At 45.8% G+C, this 26,074-nt stretch carries 20 protein-coding genes and 3 pseudogenes; 8 read left to right on the top strand and 15 right to left on the bottom strand.

Annotated elements, in window-relative coordinates:
- The first annotated feature begins 193 nt into the window (after positions 1-193).
- The 4 genes and pseudogenes from fadE (at position 194) to SU60_RS13935 (ending at position 8,198) form a co-directional block, all read left to right on the top strand.
- Positions 194-2,637 (top strand): annotated as a pseudogene (fadE, locus tag SU60_RS13950) (acyl-CoA dehydrogenase FadE).
- A 460-nt stretch (positions 2,638-3,097) separates the two neighbouring features.
- Positions 3,098-5,086 carry a sensor domain-containing diguanylate cyclase gene (locus SU60_RS13945; RefSeq protein ID WP_052481543.1) on the top strand — a complete coding sequence of 663 codons (1,989 nt, stop codon included), beginning with the start codon at positions 3,098-3,100 and terminating at the stop codon, positions 5,084-5,086.
- Positions 5,087-5,134: 48 nt separating this feature from the next.
- Entirely contained in the window at positions 5,135-6,898 is a 1,764-nt protein-coding gene (locus SU60_RS13940; RefSeq protein ID WP_041156045.1) for a SulP family inorganic anion transporter, read from the top strand.
- A gap of 211 nt (positions 6,899-7,109) precedes the next feature.
- Positions 7,110-8,198 carry a GGDEF domain-containing protein gene (locus tag SU60_RS13935; protein ID WP_041156044.1) on the top strand — a complete coding sequence of 363 codons (1,089 nt, stop codon included), beginning with the start codon at positions 7,110-7,112 and terminating at the stop codon, positions 8,196-8,198.
- A gap of 76 nt (positions 8,199-8,274) precedes the next feature.
- Here the strand turns inward: SU60_RS13935 and SU60_RS13930 are convergent, their stop codons facing one another.
- Both SU60_RS13930 and dnaQ read right to left on the bottom strand, forming a co-directional pair.
- The gene (locus SU60_RS13930; RefSeq protein WP_041156043.1) at positions 8,275-9,525 is read right to left on the bottom strand and encodes a TIGR03503 family protein; all 1,251 of its coding nucleotides are present in this window, start codon (positions 9,523-9,525) and stop codon (positions 8,275-8,277) included.
- A gap of 8 nt (positions 9,526-9,533) precedes the next feature.
- Complete coding sequence (gene dnaQ, locus SU60_RS13925; protein WP_041156042.1) at positions 9,534-10,256, bottom strand: DNA polymerase III subunit epsilon; 723 nt, start codon at positions 10,254-10,256, stop codon at positions 9,534-9,536.
- 58 nt (positions 10,257-10,314) lie between these two features.
- On the opposite strand from dnaQ, the gene rnhA reads away from it, so the two are divergent.
- Positions 10,315-10,779, top strand: a complete 465-nt coding sequence (gene rnhA, locus SU60_RS13920; protein WP_041156041.1) for a ribonuclease HI — start codon at positions 10,315-10,317, stop codon at positions 10,777-10,779.
- A gap of 41 nt (positions 10,780-10,820) precedes the next feature.
- On the opposite strand, the gene SU60_RS13915 is transcribed toward rnhA, so the two are convergent.
- Positions 10,821-11,585, bottom strand: a complete 765-nt coding sequence (locus tag SU60_RS13915) for a class I SAM-dependent methyltransferase (RefSeq protein WP_041156040.1) — start codon at positions 11,583-11,585, stop codon at positions 10,821-10,823.
- 38 nt (positions 11,586-11,623) lie between these two features.
- Here SU60_RS13915 and gloB point away from each other — a divergent pair.
- The 3 genes and pseudogenes from gloB to SU60_RS13900 all read left to right on the top strand — a co-directional run bounded on the left by gloB (position 11,624) and on the right by SU60_RS13900 (position 14,971).
- Positions 11,624-12,381 (top strand): annotated as a pseudogene (gene gloB / locus SU60_RS13910) (hydroxyacylglutathione hydrolase).
- Positions 12,382-12,704: 323 nt separating this feature from the next.
- The gene (locus SU60_RS13905; RefSeq protein WP_041156039.1) at positions 12,705-14,288 is read left to right on the top strand and encodes a lytic transglycosylase; all 1,584 of its coding nucleotides are present in this window, start codon (positions 12,705-12,707) and stop codon (positions 14,286-14,288) included.
- Positions 14,285-14,971: a YIP1 family protein gene (locus SU60_RS13900; protein ID WP_041156038.1), complete on the top strand. Its 687-nt coding sequence runs from the start codon at positions 14,285-14,287 to the stop codon at positions 14,969-14,971. The genes SU60_RS13905 and SU60_RS13900 overlap by 4 nt, the downstream gene beginning before the upstream one ends.
- Before the next feature lie 42 nt (positions 14,972-15,013).
- On the opposite strand, the gene SU60_RS13895 is transcribed toward SU60_RS13900, so the two are convergent.
- From SU60_RS13895 to fabZ, 12 genes and pseudogenes are all read right to left on the bottom strand, one after another.
- A complete protein-coding gene (locus tag SU60_RS13895) occupies positions 15,014-15,862 on the bottom strand; it encodes an endonuclease/exonuclease/phosphatase family protein (protein WP_041156037.1) in 849 nt (282 codons plus the stop codon).
- Between the two features lie 108 nt (positions 15,863-15,970).
- Complete coding sequence (gene glnB / locus SU60_RS13890) at positions 15,971-16,309, bottom strand: nitrogen regulatory protein P-II (protein WP_041156036.1); 339 nt, start codon at positions 16,307-16,309, stop codon at positions 15,971-15,973.
- Between the two features lie 172 nt (positions 16,310-16,481).
- Positions 16,482-16,808, bottom strand: a complete 327-nt coding sequence (locus tag SU60_RS13885) for a c-type cytochrome (RefSeq protein ID WP_052481542.1) — start codon at positions 16,806-16,808, stop codon at positions 16,482-16,484.
- Between the two features lie 56 nt (positions 16,809-16,864).
- The gene (tilS, locus tag SU60_RS13880; RefSeq protein ID WP_041156035.1) at positions 16,865-18,181 is read right to left on the bottom strand and encodes a tRNA lysidine(34) synthetase TilS; all 1,317 of its coding nucleotides are present in this window, start codon (positions 18,179-18,181) and stop codon (positions 16,865-16,867) included.
- A gap of 97 nt (positions 18,182-18,278) precedes the next feature.
- Entirely contained in the window at positions 18,279-19,238 is a 960-nt protein-coding gene (accA, locus tag SU60_RS13875; protein WP_041156034.1) for an acetyl-CoA carboxylase carboxyl transferase subunit alpha, read from the bottom strand.
- Positions 19,239-19,283: 45 nt separating this feature from the next.
- Complete coding sequence (gene dnaE, locus SU60_RS22660; RefSeq protein WP_280806722.1) at positions 19,284-20,711, bottom strand: DNA polymerase III subunit alpha; 1,428 nt, start codon at positions 20,709-20,711, stop codon at positions 19,284-19,286.
- Between the two features lie 125 nt (positions 20,712-20,836).
- Positions 20,837-21,877: pseudogene (gene dnaE, locus SU60_RS22655) on the bottom strand (DNA polymerase III subunit alpha); the annotation flags it as partial.
- On the bottom strand, positions 21,850-22,761 hold the full coding sequence (locus SU60_RS22410; RefSeq protein ID WP_245228411.1) for a PHP domain-containing protein: 912 nt from the start codon (positions 22,759-22,761) through the stop codon (positions 21,850-21,852). The pseudogene dnaE (SU60_RS22655) and the gene SU60_RS22410, both read right to left, overlap by 28 nt.
- A gap of 83 nt (positions 22,762-22,844) precedes the next feature.
- Positions 22,845-23,498 (bottom strand): ribonuclease HII, encoded by a 654-nt coding sequence (rnhB, locus tag SU60_RS13865; protein WP_052481541.1) that lies wholly within the window; start codon positions 23,496-23,498, stop codon positions 22,845-22,847.
- A gap of 6 nt (positions 23,499-23,504) precedes the next feature.
- Entirely contained in the window at positions 23,505-24,644 is a 1,140-nt protein-coding gene (gene lpxB, locus SU60_RS13860; protein ID WP_041156033.1) for a lipid-A-disaccharide synthase, read from the bottom strand.
- An 87-nt stretch (positions 24,645-24,731) separates the two neighbouring features.
- A complete protein-coding gene (gene lpxA, locus SU60_RS13855) occupies positions 24,732-25,520 on the bottom strand; it encodes an acyl-ACP--UDP-N-acetylglucosamine O-acyltransferase (protein ID WP_041156032.1) in 789 nt (262 codons plus the stop codon).
- 1 nt (position 25,521) lies between these two features.
- A complete protein-coding gene (gene fabZ, locus SU60_RS13850) occupies positions 25,522-25,974 on the bottom strand; it encodes a 3-hydroxyacyl-ACP dehydratase FabZ (protein ID WP_084735847.1) in 453 nt (150 codons plus the stop codon).
- Between the last annotated feature and the right edge of the window lie 100 nt (positions 25,975-26,074).

Below are 26,074 nucleotides of genomic sequence, written 5' to 3'. Positions count from 1 at the left end.
TAAACCCCATAACCTGGCTACAAACTCAGCACTGACAATATAAATTTAGAACATTAACTCTACTTGGATCACTTTTTGACCAAATCAGTATTTTACATTTCGTTAATAAATTGGTTACACTTGCAGTAACTGGTTAGACCTCTTACCTAATCGCAGACATACAACACATATAACGTCTGAAAAGGAAATACATATGGATATCTTGCTCTCAATCGTTGCACTGTCAATGACTCTTAGTGTCACGCTCTATCACCGAATGGCACTGGTAAAATCCGTCGCTTCACTGACCTTAGTAATGCTGGTTCTGTCACTCCTTGGCAGTGTAAACATTATCGGTTGGGGCATTTATGCACTGCTCGTAGCTGTCTTTGCCGTTCCTACCATACGTCAATCTCTCATCAGCCGAAAAGCTCTTGCCCTATTCAAAAAAGTCTTGCCTGCGATGTCTCAAACAGAAAAAGAGGCATTGGATGCAGGGACCGTTTGGTGGGAAGCAGAGCTGTTCAAAGGCAAACCGGAGTGGCAAAAGCTGCACGCAATTCAGGCACCGAAACTGAGTGCGGAAGAGCAAGCCTTTCTCGATGGTCCCGTCAATGAAGTATGTGCCATGGTAAATGACTTCCAAGTCACCCATGAAATGGCCGATTTGCCTCCAGAAGTATGGCAATACCTGAAAGATCACAAATTCTTTGCCATGATCATTAAGAAGAAATACGGTGGATTAGAATTTTCTGCTTATGCCCAATCTCTAGTTTTGCAAAAACTGACGGGCGTTTCAGGGGTGCTTTCTTCTACCGTTGGCGTACCTAACTCATTAGGTCCTGGCGAACTACTGCAACATTACGGAACCGAAGAGCAAAGAAATCACTACTTACCTCGCCTTGCCGAAGGGAAAGAAATCCCGTGTTTTGCCCTGACCAGTCCAGAAGCGGGCTCGGATGCGGGCTCGATTCCTGATTTTGGCGTGGTTTGTAAAGGTGAATGGGAAGGCAAAGAAGTTCTGGGCATGCGCCTTACATGGAATAAACGCTACATTACCCTTGCCCCTGTCGCGACTGTACTTGGCTTAGCCTTTAAACTGCGAGATCCAGAAGGTTTGTTGAGTGACAAAGAAGATCTCGGTATCACGTGCGCCCTGATTCCAACTAACGTAAAAGGGGTCGAAATTGGTAATCGTCACTTCCCGCTGAATGTGCCATTCCAAAATGGTCCAACGCGCGGCAAAGACATCTTTGTTCCTATCGACTTCATTATTGGTGGTCAGAAAATGGCTGGCCAAGGCTGGCGTATGCTAGTTGAGTGCTTGTCTGTAGGCCGTGGCATCACCCTACCGTCAAACTCAACGGGTGGAATCAAGACCGCCGCAATGGCGACTGGTGCATACTCACGAATTCGTCGTCAGTTCAAACAGCCAATTGGCCATATGGAAGGCATTGAAGAACCACTCGCTCGTTTAGGTGGTAACGCTTACGTGATGGATGCCGCGAGTAACCTTACTGTCGCGGGAATTGATTTAGGCGAAAAGCATCGGTTATTTCAGCGATAGTGAAATACCACTGTACCCACCGCGGTCAGCAGTCAATTATTGATGCGATGGACATCGTCGGTGGCAAGGGCATCTGCTTAGGCCCATCTAATTTCTTGGCGCGTGGTTATCAAGGGTCGCCAATTGCGGTAACGGTTGAAGGCGCAAACATTTTAACCCGTTCTATGATCATCTTCGGTCAGGGTGCGATTCGTTGTCATCCTTACGTACTGGCGGAAATGAACGCGGCGTACTCTAAGACAAATGATGCAGTAGAGCAATTCGATAAAGCGCTCGCCGGCCACGTCAGCTTTACTATGAGTAATCTAGTTCGCAGTATTTGGTTTGGTTTGAGCGATGGTCTGGGTTCCTCCGCGCCCACCAAAGACGCGACTAAACGTTATTACCAGCAATTGAACCGCTACAGCGCAAACTTAGCGTTGCTGTCTGATATTTCGATGGCGGTACTCGGCGGTTCACTAAAACGTAAAGAGCGTTTGTCTGCCCGTCTTGGTGATATATTGAGCCAATTGTACTTGAGCTCTGCGACACTCAAACGTTTTGAACAGGATGGCCGTCCGATAGAGGATTTGCCTCTAGTTCATTGGGGCTTACAAGACAGCTTAAAACAGGCAGAAACGGCAGTAGATGAGTTTTTAGCCAACTTCCCAAATAAAGTGATTGGCCGTGCACTGCGCGTTTTAATTATGCCATTTGGTCGCGTACGTAAAGCGCCAAGTGATAAACTAGACAGCAAGGTGGCACGTATTCTACAAACGCCAAGTGCGACGCGTTCTCGTATCGGACGTGGTCAATACTTAGAACCAACCGAACATAACCCTGCAGGTAAGATTGAGCTGGCACTGTCTGTGATCCTGCAAGCAGAACCAGTGTTCGATAAAGTCTGCAAAGCACAAGGCAAACGCCGTCCATTCTTACGCTTAGATATGGTCGCTCAAGAAGGTTTAGAGCAAGGTATAATCACCCAAGAGGAAGCCGCGCTTCTAAAAGACGCAGAACAACATCGTTTGGATACAATTAATGTCGATGACTTTGAGCCAGAGTTATTAGCCGCAAAGCCGCTTTACCCAAAGATGGAACATGTGGCGTAGAACGTCGCGACGTTAACACATCAATAAAATAGCTAAACGGGAGCATTCACTGGCTCCCGTTTTTTTGTTTGTGTTTTGCTTGTTTGTATAGAGGAGATTTACAAGGGGTCTACCGATGAAGGGGGCTTATTTCTGGACGAATCTATTCGCCTGCTCACCTAAATCCCACGCTCAGATAGCCACTACCCTGAAAATAAGAATCATTCATACATTCTAAAAATAAACTTAAGTTGTATTATTGGGGTTCCAGATTAACCAATGTCATAATATTGAGGTCCCATGATTGAGACAACCTCCCTAAACAAGGTATCTTACTGAATGTACCCCACGGCTTCAGAATTCAGAAGATTGAATTGTCTGCAAGGCAGGTAATTCCCGCTACACCAAGCATCTTTAGGCATTTGGGTTTTAAGGTATTTGGGTATATCGACAAATGGAATTGCCGAGGTTTTGTTGAGTTATGAATACCAATCAATCAGTTAAACTACAGTCATTGGTCTATCGCGATTTCCTACGTAGCTCTCTCATACCGCTATTGGTTATCGAGGTGTTATTACTCGCCTTGTATTTTGGTATCAACCTGTACATTTCCGATAAAAACCGTTCTGCGCTGATTTCTGAAGTAAAACAATCTCTCCGTGAAATCACAACCAATGAAGCACTGCGGGTCAATCAGCACCTCCAAGAAGTCACAAGACTTGCGAAGATAATGCAGTATGACCATGAATTATTTTTCAGTTCAACCCGCTGCTTTCTCCCGAATGGAAACCCAGAGTTTGCGACGCATGCAAACGGGGTTTATTACAAAGTAAACCCTGTTGGTGCGAGCGTCTATTACTCAAGCTCAACCCATATTGGTGAGAAAGAATCGCTAAAGGCTAAATGCAGCGAGTCTCTAGATCCTCTCCTTAAATCCATTGTAGATAACAATCCGTCGGTGACTCAGGCCTACCTGAATACCTGGGATAACATGAACCGGCTGTACCCATTCATGCCAGACGCTCCCGCTCAATACGGGCCTGTTCTTAACATGCAAGAATTTAACTTCTACTACGATGCGGACCAAGCGCATAATCCCAGCAGAGGAAACGTATGGACAGAGGTCTATCTAGACCCTGCAGGTCAGGGATGGATGCTTTCAAACCTAGTGCCTATCTATCGGGGGGACTTCCTAGAGGGAGTCAGTGGCCTCGATGTAACGGTAGAATCATTTGTTGAAAACATCTTAAATCACAAGTACCCATGGGATTCAGCTGCGCTAGTTATTGATGGGAAAGGCACCATCCTGACGATGCAACAAGAAGCCGAGCGTTTACTGGATCTTCAAGAAGTGAAACAACACACCTATGAAAGTAGTGTGACTGGTACCGTTAAAAAGCCTGATTACTTCAATCTGTCCCATGTTGTCTCGCTTTCAGAAGAGGAAATCCGAGCTCTGAGCAACACCAATGCTACGTTCGAGATCAAAATGAACGACATTAACTACATTGTCGACTCTCAATTAATCCCAGAAACAGGCTGGCGGGTCATCACTTTCGTGAATACCGAGTCTTTTCTTACGCCTATCACCAGCCTAAAGCAACTCTCTGACCATTTAGGTCACTTGGCTATTCTGGCGATGATCATCTTCTATGTCGTCTTTTTTATGTACCTTCATTGGAAATCCAAACGATTGGCCCAAGGCATCGCAACTCCCATTGAAGCCTTAACAGAAGCAACCAGTAAGCTGGGAAAAAACTGGAGCATGGAACGACTCGTTGAGTCACGAATCGATGAAATTCAACGGCTAAACCGAAACTTTCAAAGCCTATTTACAGAGTTAAAATCACGCACTGAAGAGTTAGTTGAATCGGCCACCAGCATCCGAGTTCAGAAAAGAGAAAAAGAACTATTAAAGAAACTTGCCCAAACAGATTCCCTGACAGGCATCCCGAATCGCCTCAAGTTAGATCAAGTTTTGCTAGAAAATCATAACAGAGCGACGAATGAGCAGTGCGCCTATGGCATATTGTTGCTGGATATTGATTACTTTAAGCAAGTGAATGATCGCTATGGGCATCACGCCGGAGATCAAGTACTTAAGGAAATATCGATAGTGCTCACTATAAAAGTTCGTGACTCTGATATCGTCGGTCGTTGGGGTGGAGAGGAGTTTTTAGTAATATGTCAGGATTCAGACATGACAACTTCGCTCGATTTGGCGGAAAGATTACGTCAGGCAATCGAAACTCACGTATTTCCTCAATGTCACTCTTTGACCATCAGTATTGGTGTCGCATCCTATCAACACGGTGATAATATTCGTAGCCTGCTCTCACGGGCAGACAAAGCGCTTTATCAAGCGAAAAGTGAAGGCCGCAATAGAACCTCTTGCTTAAATTTGGATACCTATCCACGCGATACTGATGCTTCTACACAGTTCGTAGCGCCATCACAACCACCACTTTAAAAATGGATTATACTTTACAGTAACTTACCCCTACCAATGGAAGATTGATTGGCTAGACGAATTTTTGCGCAGTGGTTTCCCGGATTAGTTCAGCTCAAGCAGTATGAAAAATCGTGGCTTGCTCACGACTTTAGAGCTGCACTTTCTGTTGTGGCGGTTGCTCTCCCCGTTGCTATCGCTTACGCACAATTAACTGGCGTGCCGGCTATCGTTGGCTTGTATTCCTGTGTATTGCCGATGCTACTTTACGCGTTGATGGGCACGTCAAGGCAACTCATTGTTGGTCCGGATGCGGCAACTTGTGCGGTCATTGCCGCTGTGGTTACGCCTCTAGCAGCGGGTGACCCAACTAAACACTGGCAGTTAGTAATGACCATGACCGCTATGACTGGTATTTGGTGTGTGCTAGCGAGCCGTTTTAAATTAGGGATTTTTGCTGACTTTCTCTCGCGCCCTATCCTACTAGGACTACTTAACGGCGTCGCGCTCACTATTATTGTCGGCCAATTCGCAAAAGTGGTCGGCTGGCGATACGAACAGCGCTATTTACTTGAACGATTATGGGAAGCGCCACAACGTTTAGCGGATGTTCATTGGCCCACGGTGTTACTGAGTATCACGACCGTTATGGTTTATTTGCTGACGAAGCGCTACCGTCCAGCTTGGCCTGCTGCCATGCTTGCAATTTTGGTGACGACCGCTTCGGTCTGGCTGTTTAACCTTGACAGTATGGACGTAGCGATAGTCGGTATCACTCAAGGCGGGTTCCCACAGTTTCAGGCACCGCAGTTTGAATTAGGAGAAGTGCGGGAACTGGTAATGCCTGCTCTAAACCTCGCCATCGTCAGCTTTGTGAGCATGATGCTTACCGCACGCAGCTTCGCTGCTAAGAATGGTTATGACATCGACGCTAATAAGGAATTTCAAGCACTAGGGTTCGCGAACATTGCCTCCGCGTTTTCACAAGGATTCGCTATAAGTGGTGCAGACTCCCGCACTGCAGTTAACGATGCCAATGGTGGGAAATCACAACTGGTATCAATCATTGCTGCGCTGACGATTGCGCTGATTGCGGTATTTGTCTACCAACCATTGCAGTTTATCCCTATCGCATCCTTGGGGGTGGTTTTAATCATCGCTTCTCTATCACTGCTTGACCTAAAGGCGATATGGAAATTAAGGCAGCGTGATAAAGACGCGTTTTACCTTGCGGTGATTACCTTCGTTTCAGTGTTACTCATCGGTGTGATTCCCGGCATTACTTTAGCCGTGCTGTTGGGGCTGTTTCAGTTTTTACGCATCGTCATGCGACCAAGCGACCAAATATTAGGGCTGGATGACAAAGGGACCATTCGCACCGTTGATGGCTCAGGAAAAGCATCTCCCATTCCAGGCATGATGATTTATCGCTTTAACTCACCACTGACTTATTTTAATGCGCCGTATTTTAAGCGTCGGTTATTAGAGAACGTAGAACACACACAAGACGTGGGTTGTGTCGTTGTGGACGCAGTATCGAGTTTCACACATCTTGATTTGAGTGTGATGGCAACACTCGCCGACATTCAAAGCATATTAAAAAAACGAGGAGTCCGCTTGGTCTTGGCAGGACGAAAACGACGCTTACGGAAATGGTGTGAACTGACGGGAATCAGCACGAGTGATGGCGGCATCTTGCTGCGCGCAGACATGTATTTGGCGATCAAACTGAGTGGCTGTTATCAAAACGCCGTCGACGAAGGACAAATTCCAACTCTGAGAAAAGAGCCCGATTTGGATCAAACTCCGAAACCGATACCAGAAGTTGCTTAAGTTTATACTACTTTAGTTAAGTTTAGACTCAATACGGAACGCTTTACAAATTCCAGCGTTGTGTAACTGCCTATGTTTGGTTATTATTCGAACAATATTTTTGGAATAAACATCACACCACTCATCCATTAGTTGTAGAACAGGCTTAGATGTAAACAGAACATATTAAATATGTATAACTGGGATGTGTAAATTATAAAAAGGAAAACCAGTGGCTAAAGAAGTTCATAGCTTTGTAGCAGACAGACTATCGGAAGTGGTTCATACCAAGCATCATCGCCAAAGAACGATGATATTTGCGTTGACAATGTTTGGTATTGTTTTTCTCGCTTCATTTTCAGTCTATTGCTTTTACGAAGGAAAGATATTGCTTGCATCGACCTTAGCAATATATACGGCCTTTTCGTTGCTTACCATATGGCTACTTAGAACATGGAGTACCATTGGTTTATTTTTTCTTACTGGCATCATCTATTCTTTAAGTTTGTATCTCATTTATAGTGGCGGATTCGAAGGCACTGGTCCATTGTGGGTTTATCCGTTAGCGGCAATCGGCATATTCATCAATAGCTTTAAGCATGGAATCATACTGTCGTTTCTTTTTGTTGTCGTAGTCTTCCTAACGTTTGCACTTCAGCTACCCGTTTATGAATACTCTTCTGTGACATGCATCCGCTTTGTTATTACCCTTATCGCCTTAAGCGGGATGTGTCACATTTTGATTTATTTTCAATCTCAAATGGATGACTATATTCTAAAAATGCACAAAGAAGGCGTGCACGAATTGGCGTATATTGACTCGCTCACTAAACTCGCTAACCGTTCAAGTTTCAATTCTATTTTGCATCACTCAAACCAGTTAACACATACTCATCGCAACGCGCTCATTTACATCGATCTAGATAATTTTAAGAGCATTAACGACAACTATGGGCATAGTTATGGTGACATCGTTTTGTCGGAGTTTGGCACTAAATTAAAGGAACTCATTCAGAGTCGGCTTGGGGATAACGTCGGCCCTTACGATGTCGCTCGCATCGGTGGTGATGAATTCGCTATTTATGTAAAGAAATACGTTGATAAGAAACATGTTGTAAGTCTCGCCGAAGAAATCATTGCATTGTTTGCCAGCACACAATTGAAGTCACTACAAGAAGTGGTTAATGATGTTAGTGCAAGCATCGGTATTGTATTTGCTGATACGAAGTCCTCAGACTTAGGAGAATGCTTAACGATAGCCGACAAAGCCATGTATCAAGCAAAGATGGCGGGTAAAGGCACAGTTAGGATAGCCAGTTAACGGCTAAACCAAACAACAAAACGGAGCCATTCGGCTCCGCTTTATGATGATGATGTTGTCTTTAACCAAGCAATCGTTACTTTTTCGGCATCGTCAGTTGCATTTCCGGTATTGCTTCTCGCTTTGCTTTAATCTTGCGCCATACAAACCAGACTAATAAACCAATCAACAATGCAATAAGATTCCCTACAGCAATAATGACAATATTGCGTTTACGTTCCGCTTCGCGCTCTGCAATGATACGCTTTTCTAACTCTATTCTGTGCTGCTCTGCTATCTCTGCTTCTTTGGCTAAACGTGCTTGCTCAATATTTACATCGTTGACGACACTGAATGTCTGTTCAGGTATCGGAAAAACAAGGGGACGCTGGGTTGCAAAGTCAGTCGCATAGATGTTGCCTTGCCATGAGTTCTTACCAAGCAATGCGTCATTACTGAGATCGAGCGTTAACGTCATCCCATCTTTTGATACCTGACCTTGGCTGTAGCTAACAAACCCATCAGGGGAGTCATGCTGAACATTCGCAGCAATTGACCCGGGTTGAATCATGCCTTGCTCGCCACTAATAATCAGTTGATGTGCTTTTTCAGGATCACGAGATTGCACAAAAGTACGGGAGATAGGACTAGGATAAACCAATACGATTTGCTCTTGAGCGCGCAAGAATACACCATTACCTGAGGTAATCCGTGCGCGGTACTTACCCGGCTCTACATCAATTGGCAGTTGAACAGTGAAGACACCATCACCCGCGTATTCATCTAAACCACGACCATCATCAGAAAATTCCCCCACTACTGTACTGAGTGGCCTCGCTTCTTTCACCAGTTCCTCTTCGTTTTCAACAAACTGAGTAAAGGTAACTCGTAGATTCACCCGGTCGAGGAAGTCTCGTAAAATGAGTGGCTTATCATTGGATGTCAGACGAGCAGTAAACTTGAGCGCCTCTCCATTGTATAACTGGCTTGGAAAGACGTCGCTGCTTAACTTTAAATGAGAAATTAAGCGGATATTGTTTTTTGGGGTGACTTTCCCTACCGCTTGCCATGGACCCGGCATTGGGGCGTCCACCGAAATAATATCGAGGGAAGGTTCCTGATACCATCGGACATTGTCATACGAACCCCACGCATAATATTTTTTACCATCCGGGCGGACTAAAACGACTGGCTGAGAACTCTTCTCACGATAAACCAAAAACGTAATTTGCTCGATAGTAGGATCGACGCGAAAACGGTTATCCAGTAAAGACATAGTCGACTCGTTCGATGCACTCACCAAACAAGTCCAAGTCGCCAATAACGTGACCAACAAAGCCCTCAGCATAGTTTCTCCTATTGACCCCAGAGGCAATCTTTCACCAGTTCCATTCTTTTCTGGTGCGCTTCTAGTTCATCGGCACTGGCACGCAAAACCTTTAGTCCTTTTCTTGTTTCGACGCGTCGGATGGTTTCCACCCCACCTTCTTGTTTGTTGGCATTAAACTCAAGACTTGTTTGCCCACCCGTCATGAACAAGTAGACGTCTGCGAGAATCTCCGCATCGAGCAAAGCCCCGTGCAATGTACGGTGAGAGTTATCAATACCGTACCTTTCACAGAGAATATCGAGGTTGTTACGCTTGCCAGGGAAGATTTTCTTCGCCATCGCGAGGGTATCGGTCACTTTACAGAAGTCGCTCGTTTTTCCGATATTTGGATCGAGCATCTCAAACTCATTGTCCATAAAGCCGGTATCGAAGGGGGCGTTATGGGCGACCAGTTCTGCGCCTTTGATGAAATCAAGAAACTCTTGATGAACACTGCGGTATTCTGGCTTATCCACCAAAAATTCATCGGTAATACCGTGTACTTCAACCGCTTCAGATTGAATTTCACGATCCGGCTTTAAGTAAACGTGGAAGTGACGTCCAGTCAGCTTCCGGTTAATGATCTCCACGGCACCGATTTCTATGATGCGATGCCCCATATAGTGTGGACCACCTTCTCGGTTCATACCCGTGGTTTCGGTATCAAGAACAACGATGCGGTTATATTCAGAATTGCTGCTGGTATTCATAAGGTTATGTATGTCAGACTATGCTTTAATAATGTTTAGGCTAATAGTACCAAAAAATATGACCAAACACGTTGAGATTTTCACTGACGGCTCCTGTTTAGGTAACCCGGGACCAGGTGGTTACGGCATCGTTTTACGCTATAAAGAGACGGAAAAAACGCTGTCAAAAGGTTTCACACTTACTACCAATAATCGCATGGAGATGTTAGCAGCGGTTGTCGCATTGAAAACCCTCAAGGAGCCATGCAAAGTCACACTGACAACTGACAGCCAATATGTTCGTCAGGGCATCACACAGTGGATTCATAACTGGAAAAAGCGTGGCTGGAAAACCGCCGATAAAAAGCCAGTTAAGAACGCGGATCTCTGGCAAGCGCTCGATCAAGAAACCGCTCGCCATCAAGTCGACTGGCACTGGGTAAAAGGTCATGCAGGACATAGAGAAAACGAAATCTGTGACGAGTTAGCCAGAACAGCCGCAGAGAACCCTACTGAAGAAGATACAGGCTATCAAGCGCCATAACTCCGAAATATAAAGGTTCTCCTATTAAGTACGACTTAAAATTAAGTGCGTCCGTGCCTTTGCTTTGACGCATTCCTGATCCCAGTCCCCTCTCGATTCATCACACCAAGTGGTGTCAACTTTTTCTTTAATCGCCAATGAGGTTTGATTGGTTTGAGAGGGTAAGTTCGCTTGCGAGCAACGATAAAGTATAAACTTCCCATCGGGGATGCCCACTCTCCTAAACTGTTTTCAAGCCAGGTCCATAGTGTTCGATACCGAGTCATTGGAAACAGAGCATAACGGTCACAATGAATCACCTGATAGTTCAATAAACCTAACCAATCTTTGACACGATTCGATGCAAACATTCGCCCACTCCATGGTAAATTATGCTTACGCCAAGGCAGTAAACTTGCCAGCCCGGTAAAACTGAATGGATTAAAACCGGTGAGAATCAAATAACCATCGTCCATCATCACCCTATCCACTTCTCGCAACAACCGGTGGGGGTCAATTGCATAATCAAGCTGATGCGCAAGTATTACGCAATCAAAACTTTTTTCAAAAAAGGGCAATTCATAACCATCTGCGATAACATTGTGCGATGGATTGTGGATATCTACGTTGACTTGGTGTTGAATATTACAATTAACGCTGGTTAGCTCACAGCTCAACCCGCCCAGTTTGAGTAAATGGTAGCCGAAAAGCCTTGGGCACCACTCATCCAGTCGGGTTTGAATCGACTCAAGAACCCAAGGTCCGTTGGTCATATCTGACCACGTTGACGGGTGTGGTATCGTTTTGTTGCTGAGTGCTGGTTTCATTAACCACCTGACTAATAATGGGTGACGGAGAACGAATCGTGTTAGAGATCAAAAGCATACCCGCATTTAATGATAATTACATCTGGCTAATACAAAATAGCGATAAGCGTTGTGCTGTTGTCGATCCGGCGACGCAAAACCCGTATTGGAGTATTTGCAAGCCAACGAGTTAACTTTAGAAGCTATCCTGATTACACACCACCACAACGATCACATTGGTGGTGTTTCAGACTTAGTTCGTGCTTTTCCGAAAGTAACAGTGGTTGGCCCGAAAGCCGAACCTATCCCAACCTTAACCACCCCAATGGAGGAAGGTGACAAGTTAGAACTATTTGGTGAAATATTTATGGTTCTCGGCTTACCAGGCCACACATTAGGTCATATCGGTTATGTAGGAGACAGCAAACTGTTTTGCGGTGACGTCCTTTTTTCAGCAGGCTGTGGACGTATTTTTGAAGGCACACCAGAACAGATGTTCGAATCGCTCAGCAAAATTGCCTCGTTACCAGAAGAGACTCAGGTATTTTGCGCTCACGAGTATACCGCCAGTAACGTTGCTTTTGCCCTTGCAGTAGAGCCTGACAATGAGCAACTACGCCAATACCGAGATGAAGTTAATCGGCTGCGCGCACGCAATATTCCTACCCTTCCCACCACTTTACGCAAAGAAAAATGGATCAACCCATTTTTGCGAACAACAAATTCAGAAGTCATCAAATCCGTTGCAAATCGTATTAAAAACAGCGACCCATGCTCAGTTTTTACCGCTTTACGTGCGTGGAAGAACGAATTTTAACCAATTTTTGCTTGTAAGTTTACAAGACCTCAGTATCATCTTGTCTGATTTTCGAGAAGCGCCACTGGCGCTTCTCTTACGTTTAGGGAGATGTAAATCTAGTTGAACTTCTCCCACTTGCATATTGTTCCGCTCAAAAGCCACAGCTTACCCAGTGTAACGGCTTACTTATGTATCAGCCGTTGCGGGTCGCGAACAGTATTTGATAGAGGTTCGCCTCTGTCGTTAATGTTTACAAGATGTCTATTATCTCACAACTGCCACGTAGCTCAGACTGCGCGACATGCAGGAGAAGATAACAAGGCCCTAACGAGGCTGATTTCATGCGTTTGAAGTACAGTTTGGCGTTGGTGTTATTGCTTTCTGGTTGTCAAGTGACCTCTCCAGAATCAACAACAGCAACCCCAGAAACCAACAAAGCGGAGCTTGCTGCAAAACAAGCAGCGAAAGCGGAAGCTAAAACGAAGCAAACGGTGACGAAGAAAAAAATCGTCAAGTTAACGCCAAAAGTGCTTTCTCCTCAGGATCAAGAAGATGTGTGGCAACGTATTGCAATGCAACTTGAAATGGATATTCCTGACAACAAAACCGTCAACTATTACCGTACGTGGTATTTAAAGCACCCAAACCACCTTAAGGTGGTTTCTGAGCGTGCCAAGCCGTTTCTTTATATGATCACAGAACGTATAGAGGAGCGAGGCCTTCCGATGGAATTAGCACTATTGCCTGTGGTTGAAAGCTCTTTCGATGCCTTTGCCTATTCGCACGGTAGCGCGGCTGGATTGTGGCAGTTTGTGCCTGGTACCGGAAAAATGATGGGATTGGAACAGAATTACTGGTATGACGGACGCCGTGACGTTGCCGCTTCTACAGATGCTGCTTTGGATTACTTAGAGCAATTGAACAAACGTTTTGACGGCAGTTGGGAGCACGCTATCGCTGCGTACAACAGTGGCGGTGGTCGCGTGTCACGAGCAATCCGTAAAAATCGCAAGCTTGGTAAACCCATCGACTTTTTCTCACTCGACTTACCGAAAGAGACCAGCAGTTACGTGCCAAAACTTTTAGCGCTTGCTGATGTCATTGCAAATCAAGATAAATACGGCCTTCACATCCCTACTATCGACAATCAGCCAGTATTAGCAAAGGTCGATCCACAAGAACAGTTGGATTTAGCGATCGCGGCGAAATACGCGGGTATTAGTGTTAAGGAACTGCAAAGCTATAACCCGGCTTACAACCAATGGTCTACCTCACCGAATGGCCCTCATGAATTACTTATTCCTATTGAGAAGAAACAAGCGTTTTTGGCTCAAGTGGAAGAGAACCGTGGGAAAGGCATGAAAGTGGCACGCTACAAAGTTAAATCCGGCGATTCACTTGGTGTACTGGCAAGAAAATACGGCACAACAGTCAATGTCATTCGTCGTGCAAATGGCCTTTCCGGAGACAATATCCGTATCGGTCAATACCTGATGATCCCGACCTCGACTAAAGATGACTCTCAATACGCGTTGTCTGCTGATAACCGCTTGAGCAAGATCCAATCAACCGTCCGTGGTCAGTTTAAACTCACCCACGTTGTTCAATCTGGTGAAAGTTTATGGTCCATTGCGCATGACAACCATGTGTCCTATAAGTCTCTCGCCAAATGGAATGGCATGGGCCCCAAAGACACACTTAAAAAAGGTCAAAAAATCGTTATTTGGAAACAAGCATCCAGCAAGAGCACGGTTCGCACTGTGTTCTATAGCGTTCGTTCGGGAGATACGATCAGCGCGATTGCGAGTAAGTTTAAAGTGAAGACTAACGACATCGTAAAATGGAACTCATTGCCAAAAGGTAAATACCTACAACCAGGGCAAAAGCTCAAATTGTATGTTGATGTAACCAAGGTAAGTGCATGAAACCATCAAACAACCCTCTCGTGATGTTGTTGGACATTTTTCGCTCTCCAACCTCTTGTTTTTTGGCGTTATACCAGCATGGGGGATGGGGATGGCAACCTTTCATCGTCTTGATGATCAGTCCATTCCTATTCTGGGGAGCGTACTTCTCAAATGTCGACTTTACTTGGTTAAGTAATCAGCTTGCGAATCAGTTTCAGCAAATTGACCCGCAACAAGTGGAATTGCTGGAACCCAATACCTTGATGGCGGGAGCGATCATCAATGATGTGGTAAATCGCTTTGCTTCACTCCTTTTGCTGGCGCTCTGGTTCTTTTTAGCCACCAAATCGAGCCAACAGCAATACGGATACTGGAAATGGTTTGCCGCCTCTTGTGCCATCCTATTTCCAGCGGTTTTGGGCGATATCGCTAGCTATGCCAGCTTGCTGCTTAAGTACGGCGAGGTCATGACATATGCAGCAGATCTTAACAGCTTAAACGGCCTGTTAAAGCTACCGTTGACCAATGAATGGTGTCACTTTGCCAGCTCGCTTCCTCTTTTACTGCCTTGGTACATTGTCTTGGGTTACGGTGTGGTGCTGACCTGGACGGAGTTTGAGCGCGGACAAGCGCTTGTCATCGCTAGCCTGCCATGGGTTGTATTTTATCTGGCATGGGCAGCCTACATCGTTGTCACTTAGTTACATAGTGGCTGCAGAGAAAAGCCGTATCTGGGTGTCATCTCACTGTTGCTGCAACGAAAATGACACCAACAATGGATTATGATCGGAAGCGTCGCTCTGCGGCGCTTTCGCGTTTTTAAGCACTAAGCCACGGTAAAAAACATGGTCTAAGGGCTGACCAGTAACGAACTGAGTACGATGATCTGGAACAAAGTTCGCCTCTTTTAATTCCGCTTCTTGCAATGCGAGCTTCATTGCGGCTATCCGCTCTTCACTCCAACTATTAAAGTCACCAGCAAACAGAACTGGCCCCTCGTGTTGGTTCAAAAGCACCTCTAATGTCGTAAGCTGCGACAAATACTCCTCGGTTCCTAGCGTAAAATTAATCGCATGGACATTGATGACGGCAAGTAAGTCGCCATTGCTCAAACGATATTGGCTATACAGCGCTGACTTTGGCAGCCTTAACCAAGGTTCTCTCGACGTATAAGCACACGCTTTGATAGGCAGAGCCTGAGCAATGCTGATCACACCAGCCCCACTTCCTAACGCTTTAAACGCGCTGACCTGATTGCTCATCCAATGACCATCCACTAACCACTGTTTAAACCTGTCAGTCATGCTGGCCTCTTGCAACAGCAATAGCTGTCTATCGGAAGACAGCGCGGTTAATGCACGTTGCCAGTTCTGTTTGTTCTGCTTATAAATATTCCAGATCAAAACATTTATCTCACCATTTTTATCTAGAAAGTGCGAATCATCAAATTCCATACACTGAATATTTTCAGTCACTTGACTCCCTTTCTGGGTAACAATCTGAGGATGTTCAGGTACAGTAAAGATTATTTGAAAACTTACAACAGCGGCGAACATAAGAAACGCTAACGCCAGAAAAAAACGCTTAAACATAATGCTACCTTGAAATATGTAACCTGAAACAAAAAGGGAGCCGCGGGCTCCCTTTTAGCTTAATCAATTTTTTATCTTAGCCTATAACATGACCATATAATGCTGATATTAAATCGCTTCTTCGTCTTCTTCACCAGTACGAATACGGATAACACGATCAATGTCTGTCACAAAGATTTTGCCATCGCCAATTTTACCTGTTTGCGCGGTTTGAATAATTGTCTCGACACATTTATCGGCAACGTCAGCCGTAACAACGATTTCCAGTTTTACCTTAGGTAGAAAATCGACCATGTACTCGGCACCACGGTACAACTCTGTATGCCCTTTCTGACGACCAAAACCTTTTACTTCAGAAACCGTCATCCCTGTGATACCAACATCAGCTAATGCTTCTCGAACATCATCCAATTTAAATGGCTTGATAATCGCTTCAATCTTTTTCATGTTCATCCCTTAAACTTCAGTCGTTTGCGCTTATTATCGTTTAGCGGCCCACAACATTCAATATTTCTCTCCATCAAGAACTAAATATACTCATTTTAGTAACATTTATTTGATCATTAGTCACAGAGCCTCTCGCAATTTAAAAAAATCAACAACGCCTGAGGGCTAGCTATCAAAGGCTCGAATAATACGCGGCCAAATTAGCCATATCACTCTCGGAGAGGATTGAAGCCTGGACTTGCATAACCGCAGCCATTCCACCTGCTCGCTGTTTGTTTTTGTACGCTTTCATTGCATTGAGTAGGTATTGCTCATTTTGCCCTTTGAGATTAGGATAACCGGGAATCACCGCAACACCATCAGCGCCGTGGCAAGCCACACACACCCCAGACTTAGCCTTTCCGGCTTCGACATCGCCGCTGGCAAATGCTTGACCACTGAGTAGAGCCAAAGCCACCAGACTGTTCACTACCCATTTATTCGCTATCCATTTGTTCATAATTTTCCTTAGCCATTCACGATTGCTCCTGTCGTATCAATATAATCTGAGAGACTTTACAAATACTTGCGCCAGATCAGTTCACCGTCTTGTCCACTAAACGCACGATCGACAAACAGCCCTGCTACGGCTACAACTTGATCCTGATACATGAGGATTGGTGTTTGACGACGCTGCCAGCTAGGTACCTCATACTCTTGAAAGAGTTTTTTCAGTTTACGGCTATGCACGCGTGTCGTTGGGTGTGCCGATAAGCCCTCGGGGTTAAAGGTCACTCTTAAGCGTTCGGGTTGAGGCGGAAATGCAATGTTTGGCTGAGTTGATGATGACGTTAACAGCAACTCTCCGAGATTATTTGGAAGCTTGAGTTCTGTATTAATTTGGATTGGACTTTGCCATCCGCTAACATCTCGACTTTCATCCACCCAATACAACTTGCCTTTGAATCGACGGACTTCCCCTGCTTTCAACTTAAGCTGTGGGTTGGCATCTTGCTGCGCTAATGCCACTTGTTGCCAAATCAACTGCAATTGAACTTGAGTAGGCATTTGAACACGCATCTTTGCGAACCACATGCGAATAAGACGCGCCCTTGCGAGCTCACTATGCGCTGTCAGCTCTGCGATATCCAGACTCATATCTGTTTGGAGGGTGCGAGCAAACGTTGCCTCAAGTAATTCATCCAGAAGAGACTCTTGTTGTGCACATAAAGTAGCACTTCGTTGAACGGCTTGATGGAGGCCTGGCCAACGTTTAGACAATTGAGGCACAATATGATGGCGCAAAAAATTACGGTCGAAACGCGTATCTTGATTACTCTCATCTTCAACCCAATCTAACTGAAGATTAGCGGCTGCAGACTCAATCTGCTCCCGTCGTATGCTCAGCAATGGGCGAACTAAAGTACCACCAGCATAAGGCATGCTTTCCGCCATAGAGGCAAGTCCTTTTGGGCCACTACCACGCTTAAGTGCCAGTAAAAATGTTTCCACTTGATCGTCGGCATGCTGACCCGTAAGCAGGAGATCGCCCTTGTGAACGTATGCAGCTAAGGCTTGATAACGTGCTTCACGGGCCTGGAGCTCGAGGCTTTCTCCAAGAGTGGTATCAATCTGCACATGCTCTACCGAACAGGCGATACCGGCTTGCTGAGCCCACAATAAGCACTTTTCGGCCCATTTATCGGCATTGTTACTTAAACCGTGATGCACATAAACCGCACGACAAGATACTGAGTGCTCATGTTGATAGCGACTTAAGAGGGCCAACAATAGGCGAGAGTCAACACCACCACTGAATGCCAATGTAATATTAGTATTCGGTTGATAATGTTGGCTTAAAACATGAACAAAGTGCTGGTAAAGCGATTCCATAATTCATCCAATCGATATAAAAAAGGGTTGGACATACATCCAACCCTTTCTATTCTAACTCGATTTCAGAAAAATTTATCCGTTATCTTGTCAGAGCTCAGCAGTAACCGTAGCTCATTAGGCGCTGGTAACGACGTTCACGCAGTGAGTCTTCATCCAACTGCTCGAGATCTTCTAGCTGGCGAAGCAAAGTGGCTTTCATGTTCTCAGCCATTTGAGCATGATCGCGGTGTGCACCGCCCAGTGGCTCCTCGATGATTTCGTCGATAAGCTCAAGCTCTTTAAGACGCGGAGCGGTCAAACCCATCGCATCTGCTGCTTGTGGTGCCTTATCTGAATCACGCCACAAGATAGATGCACAACCTTCAGGAGAAATCACCGAGTAGGTTGAGTACTGAAGCATGTTCACGTAATCACCGACACCGATCGCTAGTGCACCACCAGAACCGCCTTCACCAACCACATTACAAATGACCGGTACTTTTAACCCTGACATTACTTTCAAGTTTTTTGCGATAGCCTCAGACTGACCACGCTCTTCAGCACCCACACCAGGGTATGCGCCTGCCGTATCGATGAATGTAATGATAGGCATGTTGAAACGCTCAGCCATTTGCATTAAGCGCAGTGCTTTGCGGTAACCTTCCGGTTTTGGCATACCAAAATTACGTTTTACTTTTTCTTTAGTCTCGCGACCCTTTTGATGACCAATGATCATGACAGGACGGCCTTCTAAACGCGCCATCCCCCCCACAATCGCTTTGTCATCAGCAAATGCACGATCGCCCGCTAATTCATCAAACTCTTCGAATGCATAGCGAATGTAGTCCAACGTGTAAGGACGTAATGGGTGACGAGCCAATTGAGCAGTTTCCCATGCACCTAGGTTACTGAAGGTTTTCTTCTTCAGTTCTAGGCTTTTCTTCTCAAGCTGTTCGATTTCTTTATCTAGGTCAACCGCAGCATCACCGCCGTGGCGCGAAACGTCACGTAGGGCTTCGATTTTTGCTTCTAATTCTGCAATTGGCTTTTCAAATTCAAGAAAGTTTAGGCTCATCTATGAATCCTTGTTGACTCAGCGTCTAACACATTGCGCTGAATTTTAGTTAAATTCGAGTTCTACTTGGCTTTTACCAAGCAGCTGTTTTAAATCGTCGATTAGTGTATCACTTGGCGTTACTCGCCACTCGGTGCCCAATGTTAACCGCGCTCTGGCGTCGGCACGCTGGTAGTATACATTGACGGGTACGGTTCCGGCTTTGTGCGGCTCTAAAATACGACTGAACTGATCAAAAAATTGATCAGAGATCTGAGTTGCATCTATCGATACCGACAAGCCACGCGCGTACTTTTCACGCGCGCTGCCGAGATCCATAACTTCACGCGCCGACATTTTAAGCCCACCGTTGAAGTCATCAAAGCTGACCTGTCCAGAAATCACCAAAATTTTGTCTTTTTCTAGCAGTTCAGCATATCTATCAAGCGCATCAGAGAACAACATCACTTCCATACGTCCACTGCGGTCATCTAGTGTCATGAGACCGATGCGAGTTCCGCGCTTGGTTGTCATCACTCGAGCAGCGATCACTAACCCTGCAACCGTTACCGACTGGTCGCGACGTGTTGGGGTCGCATCTTTAAGTCGACAACTGGTGTATTTATTAAGTTCCTTTAAATAGGCGTTAATGGGATGTCCGGTCAAATATAGGCCTAGCGTATCACGCTCGCCTTCTAACCACACCTTTTCTGGCCACGCCGGAACTTGAGTGTATTTGTGCTCCACTTCATCAGGCGCATCGGTTAACACCCCAAACATATCAGTTTGGCCAAACGCCTCAGCTTGGTGGTGTTGGCTGGCCGCTTTCACCGCGTCGTTCAAAGATGCCATCATTGCCGCTCGGTGTGGACCGAGTCTATCTAATGCACCAGCGTAGATCAGCTTTTCAATCACGCGCTTGTTCACCCGCTTTAAGTCAACACGAGCACAGAAATCAAACAGGTCTTTAAAGTACCCGCCTTTGTTCCTTGCTTCTAATATCGCATCGATTGGACCTTCACCAACCCCTTTGATGGCACCGATACCGTAAACGATGGCACCGTCTTCATCAACATTAAACCGATACAAACCTGAATTGATGTCAGGCGGTAAGACTGTGAGCTTCATGCGGAAACATTCATCCACCAACCCGACAACCTTTTCGGTGTTGTCCATATCCGCGGTCATCACCGCTGCCATGAACTCAGCAGGATAATGCGTTTTCAGCCAGAGCGTTTGATAAGACACCAATGCATATGCGGCGGAGTGCGACTTGTTAAAGCCATAACCGGCAAACTTCTCTACCAAGTCGAAGATTTTCATCGCCAACTCGCCATCAACACCGTTTTTTATCGCGCCTTCTTCAAAGATAGCACGTTGCTTGGCCATTTCTTCGGGTTTTTTCTTACCCATAGCACGACGCAGCATATCCGCACCACCGAGCGTATAGCCCGCCAGAATCTGTGCGATCTGCATGACCTGCTCTTGATACAAAATGATGCCGTAAGTCGGATCGAGTGTTTCTTTAAGAGATTCGTGTTGCCAAGTTTCATCTGGTAGGAGATCGCTTCTCGACCATGCTTACGGTCAATGAAGTTATCTACCATGCCAGATTGCAAAGGCCCCGGGCGAAACAATGCCACCAGTGCGATGATGTCTTCAAAACAGTCAGGCTGAAGGCGCTTGATCAGTTCTTTCATACCCCGTGATTCCAGCTGGAATACCGCGGTCGTTTCTGAGTTTTGCAGCAAACGGAACGAGGCGGGATCTTCCAGAGGTATCGATTCGATACGAACGGGATCTTTGCCTTCACGTTCCAAACGCGGGTTGATCAGGCCAAGTGCCCAGTCAATGATGGTCAGTGTACGTAAGCCCAAGAAGTCAAACTTTACCAATCCCGCCGTTTCGACATCATTTTTATCAAACTGGGTGACTGGAAAGTGCCCTTCTGCATCGGCATAAATTGGTGCAAAGTCGGTAATAGTAGTGGGCGAAATAACCACACCACCCGCGTGCTTACCAGCATTTCGCGTACAACCTTCCAAAATATGGCACATGTCGATGAGTTCTTTGACCTCCTCATCGGCTTCATAAAGCTCTGGCAGCGCAGGTTCGGCCTTGAAGGCCTTATCCAGCGTCATGCCCGGATCGGGCGGAATCAACTTAGAAATACGGTCAACAAAGCCAAACGGATGCCCAAGCACACGACCTACGTCTCGTATAACCGCTTTTGCCGCCATGGTACCAAAGGTGATAATCTGTGATACCGCATCACGACCATACATCTCGGCAACGTGGTCAATCACTCGGTCACGTTTATCCATACAGAAATCGACGTCGAAGTCGGGCATGGAAACACGCTCAGGGTTCAAGAAACGTTCGAACAGCAAATCGTATTCAAGCGGATCGAGATCGGTGATTTTAAGCGCATAAGCCACCAACGAACCCGCACCCGAACCACGACCTGGACCAACCGGAATATCGTTATCTTTCGACCACTGGATAAACTCCATTACGATCAAGAAGTAGCCGGGAAACCCCATTTGGTTGATAACGTCCAGCTCGATTTGAAGACGTTCGTCATATTCTGGACGGCGCTGCTTACGCTCTTCTTCATTAGGGAACAAAAACTCTAAACGCTCTTCCAGCCTTCTCGCGATTTCATGACCAAAAATTCGGTCTCTTTCATCCCTTCGGTTGGGAAGGCTGGTAGGAAGTATTCGCCAAGGCGCACTGTGACATTACAGCGCTTAGCGATTTCGACACTATTTTCCAACGCTTCCGGTATATCCGCAAACAGCTCGCACATCTCCTCTTCGGTACGGAGATATTGCTGTGGACTGTAGTTTTTTGGCCTGCGTGGGTCTTCTAACGTGTAACCATCGTGGATTGCGACACGGATTTCATGCGCATCAAACAGATCGGCGCTAAGAAACACCACTTCGTTGGTCGCAACAACTGGCAGATCTTTTTGTTCAGCCAACTCGACTGCAAAATGGAGATAGGTTTCCTCATCTGGACGGCCAGTACGAGTCAATTCCAAATAGAATCGATCTGGAAAGTACTGCTGGTAAAAATCGACACAGTTTTCGACGATCTTGTTGTTGCCTTTGAGCAATCCACGTCCGATTTCACCGCTTTTGCCCCCAGACAAGACAATCAAGCCTTCGGACATTTCTCCTAACCATGATTTGTCAATCACAGGATGATGTTGGATATGACCGCGCAAATAGGCTTTCGAAATAAGTAACGTCAGGTTTTTATAACCGACATTATCTGCTGCTAGCAAAGTCAACTGCGTAAGTTCTTCACCGAACTCATCAGATTGCATTTTAAAATCGGCACCGATGATAGGCTTAACACCGCAACCATGTGCGTTGCCATAGAACTTGACCAAGCCACACAAGTTGGTGAAATCAGTCAACGCCATCGCTGGCATACCGAGCTCAGCGACTTTCTTAACTAACGGTGGAACTTTACTGATACCATCCACCATCGAGTAATCACTGTGAATACGAAGGTGGATGAACTTGGGATCTGACATTAACAGTACCGTTGTAACTCTACTTTGTTTGGAAGTTTAACCTACTAGGCCATGGTTGATAACTGCCATCGCCGCTATTTCTCTTATTCTATGCCAAGCGCTTTCTTTACTGGCTTAAAGCTCTTGCGATGTTCACTGATCACGCCATGCTGCTCTATCGCCTCAAAGTGCGCTTTGGTTGGGTAACCTTTGTGTTTAGCAAAACCAAATTGTGGGTATTGTTTGTCGAGCTCTTCCATCTCTTGGTCGCGCACCACTTTCGCGATGATTGACGCCGCGCTGATCTCCGCGACCCGTAAGTCCCCTTTGACGACAGCTTGTGCATCCATTTCAAGTACCGGACAACGATTGCCGTCAATCAATACTAAGTCAGGGGCAACATTCAAACCTGCGACTGCCCGCTGCATTGCGACCATCGTTGCCTGGAGAATGTTTAACTCATCAATTTCTTGCGGCGAACATCGGCCTACAGCCCACGCCAACGCTTTCTTCTTGATCTCAGGGAGCAATGCCATTCGCTTTTTCTCACTGAGTTTTTTAGAGTCGTTCAAGCCCTCGATGGGATTATTCGGATCAAGAATCACGGCTGCAGTGACGACATCGCCAACGAGCGGTCCACGCCCTACTTCATCGACACCTGCAATGCGCTGATAACCTTGCGGATATTCAAACAGCGGTAACTCAACTTTTGCTTTCGTGATCTTTGCGGCTTTTGATGCTTGGGTTTTCACAACCATGTGTCTCTATTTCTCTATCAGTGTTAATACGGCCTGAGCGGCTTGTTGATCGGCGTCTTTGCGAATCCAGTGATGCATTTCTGTAAACTTGCTTATCATCTCATGGTTATCACTTTCCAATAAACGCGAGACTTCACCAAATAAATTCTCTGGTGTGCAATCATCTTGTAAGTATTCTTTGACCAACGCTTCATCGGCAAGAATGTTCGGCAGCGACACGTATTTTGTCTTGAGCAAGCGTTTGGCTAAGAAGGCAGTCAAAGCGTTAACCCGATACCCCACGACCATTGGACGTTTAAGCAGCATACATTCCAATGCAACCGTACCAGAAGCTAACATCACAACATCCGAGGCGGTAATCACATTTCGGGCAGTATCATCAACCAGCTTAAAGTCGAGATCCGGGGCATACTCCTTCCAAGCTTGTTCAAATTGTTCACGCCGTTTTTGGTTAACCAGAGCCACAACAAAACCCAAATCAGGGTATTTTTGATGCAATAGCTTGCAGGTTTCAATAAACGGTTGCGAGAGCATTTTTAATTCACTCCCGCGACTGCCAGGAAGAACCGCTAACCATCTTTTATTCGGCGCTAAACCGAGTAATTCCCGGGCAGGAGCCTGCTCAGACAGCATGGGGATCGCATCTGCCAAAGTATGTCCGACAAACTCACAAGGCACATTAAATTTGTCATAAAATGCTTTTTCGAACGGAAGAAAAGCGAGAACCAAATTCGTCGCGGCTTCAATTTTAAAAATTCGCTTCTGACGCCAAGCCCAAACAGATGGACTTACGTAATGGACCGTTTTAATTCCGGCCTGTTTAAGATCAAGCTCAAGTCGTAAATTGAAATCCGGCGCATCAATACCGACAAACACATCGGGCGGGTTTTGAGTGAAGTATTTCACGAGTTCGGCTTTCACTTTCAATAGCCTTGGCAGCCTACCGAGCACTTCCACTAGTCCCATCACCGCGAGCTCTTCCATATCAAAGAGTGACTCACAACCCTGAGCTATCATTTTCGGCCCCCCAATGCCGACAAACTCCGCGTTAGGGTATTTCTCTTTTACCGCTTTGATGAAGCCTTCGCCAAGCGTATCTCCGGAGAGTTCTCCAGCAATAATGCCGATGCGTAATGGTTTATTCATTTGATTCGTCCTATCCATAAAACACAAAAAGATCGCAGCCCGGTAGAGGGCGCGATCTTTTCCACTTAATTGATCATCACTTGTATATTAACGAATGATGCCACGTTCCGTGGTTTCTAGAATATCAGTGAAGCGTTTTACAGCCGGCCACTCTTGCGCCATTTCAGCAAGAATTGGTTTCACTTCTTCTAACGTCTTACCAGAGCGGTAGATTTCTTTGTAGGCTTTTTGTAGCGCTCGAATCTCTGGTTTTTCAAAACCATTTCGTTTTAAACCAACAAGGTTCAAACCAAACGGTGTGGCATGGTTACCTTGTGCGAGCACATAAGCAGGCACATCCTGAACCACAGCAGAACAGCCACCGACGTACGCATATGCTCCAACGGTACAAAATGGATGGATAGCAGAAAGCGCCATCACACCGGCATGGTCATCAACGGTTACGTGACCACCAAGAATAGCGTTGTTACCGATATGAGTATGGTTACCAACAACGACGTCATGAGCTACGTGAGCATTCACACACAGTAAATTGTCATCACCAATAACCGTTGTCGCTTTGTCCTGAACCGTACCACGGTGTATTTGCACTGCTTCACGAATAACGTTTCGATCACCAATAACGACCGTTGTGTCTTCACCACCGTACTTTTTATCTTGGTTCTCTTCACCAATGACAGCATGTGGGAAAATACGGTTGTCTTTGCCGATCTTAGTATGGCCTTTAATCACAACGTGAGACATGACTTCAGTACCTTCACCAATTTCCACCGTAGAGGTGATATAGGTAAATGGTCCAACAGTCACATTAGCGCCAATTTTAGCGCCATCTTCAACCACCGCTGCCGGGTGGATTTGGGCGGTTTCATGTATCATATTAAAACTCTCGACGAGCACACTTCAACTCAGCTGAACATACAACTTCACCGTCAACTTTTGCTACACCACTAAATGCAGCAATCCCACGGCGCTCTTTTAGAAATTCCACTTCAATGACCATTTGATCACCAGGCACGACTGGTTTGCGGAATTTAGCACCGTCGACACTTGCAAAGTAATACAGTTCGTTCTCAGTTGGCGCACCAAATGATTTAAATGCTAGGAGGCCGGTTGCCTGTGCCATTGCTTCCAGAATCAAAACACCAGGGAAAACCGGTAATTGAGGAAAGTGACCAGTGAACTGAGGTTCGTTAACCGACACATTTTTAATGGCATGAAGGTACTTCTCTTCTTGGAAGTCAATCACTCGGTCGATCAATAAGAATGGGTAGCGATGAGGGAGTAGCTCTCGGATCTCAGAGATGTTCATCGTTTTCTTTTCAGTAGTCAAAGTCGTCTTCCTATATCAATACTTACAACCAAATAAGGTGACACCATATTAGCAAAGTATAACTAGCAAGGTGTATACCAACTTGGCAAAGAATATATTA

Source organism: Vibrio mytili (assembly GCF_000830505.1).
GTDB lineage: Bacteria > Pseudomonadota > Gammaproteobacteria > Enterobacterales > Vibrionaceae > Vibrio > Vibrio mytili.
Note: the sequence above shows the minus strand (reverse complement) of the source record. Positions and strands in the feature narration are given on the sequence as shown.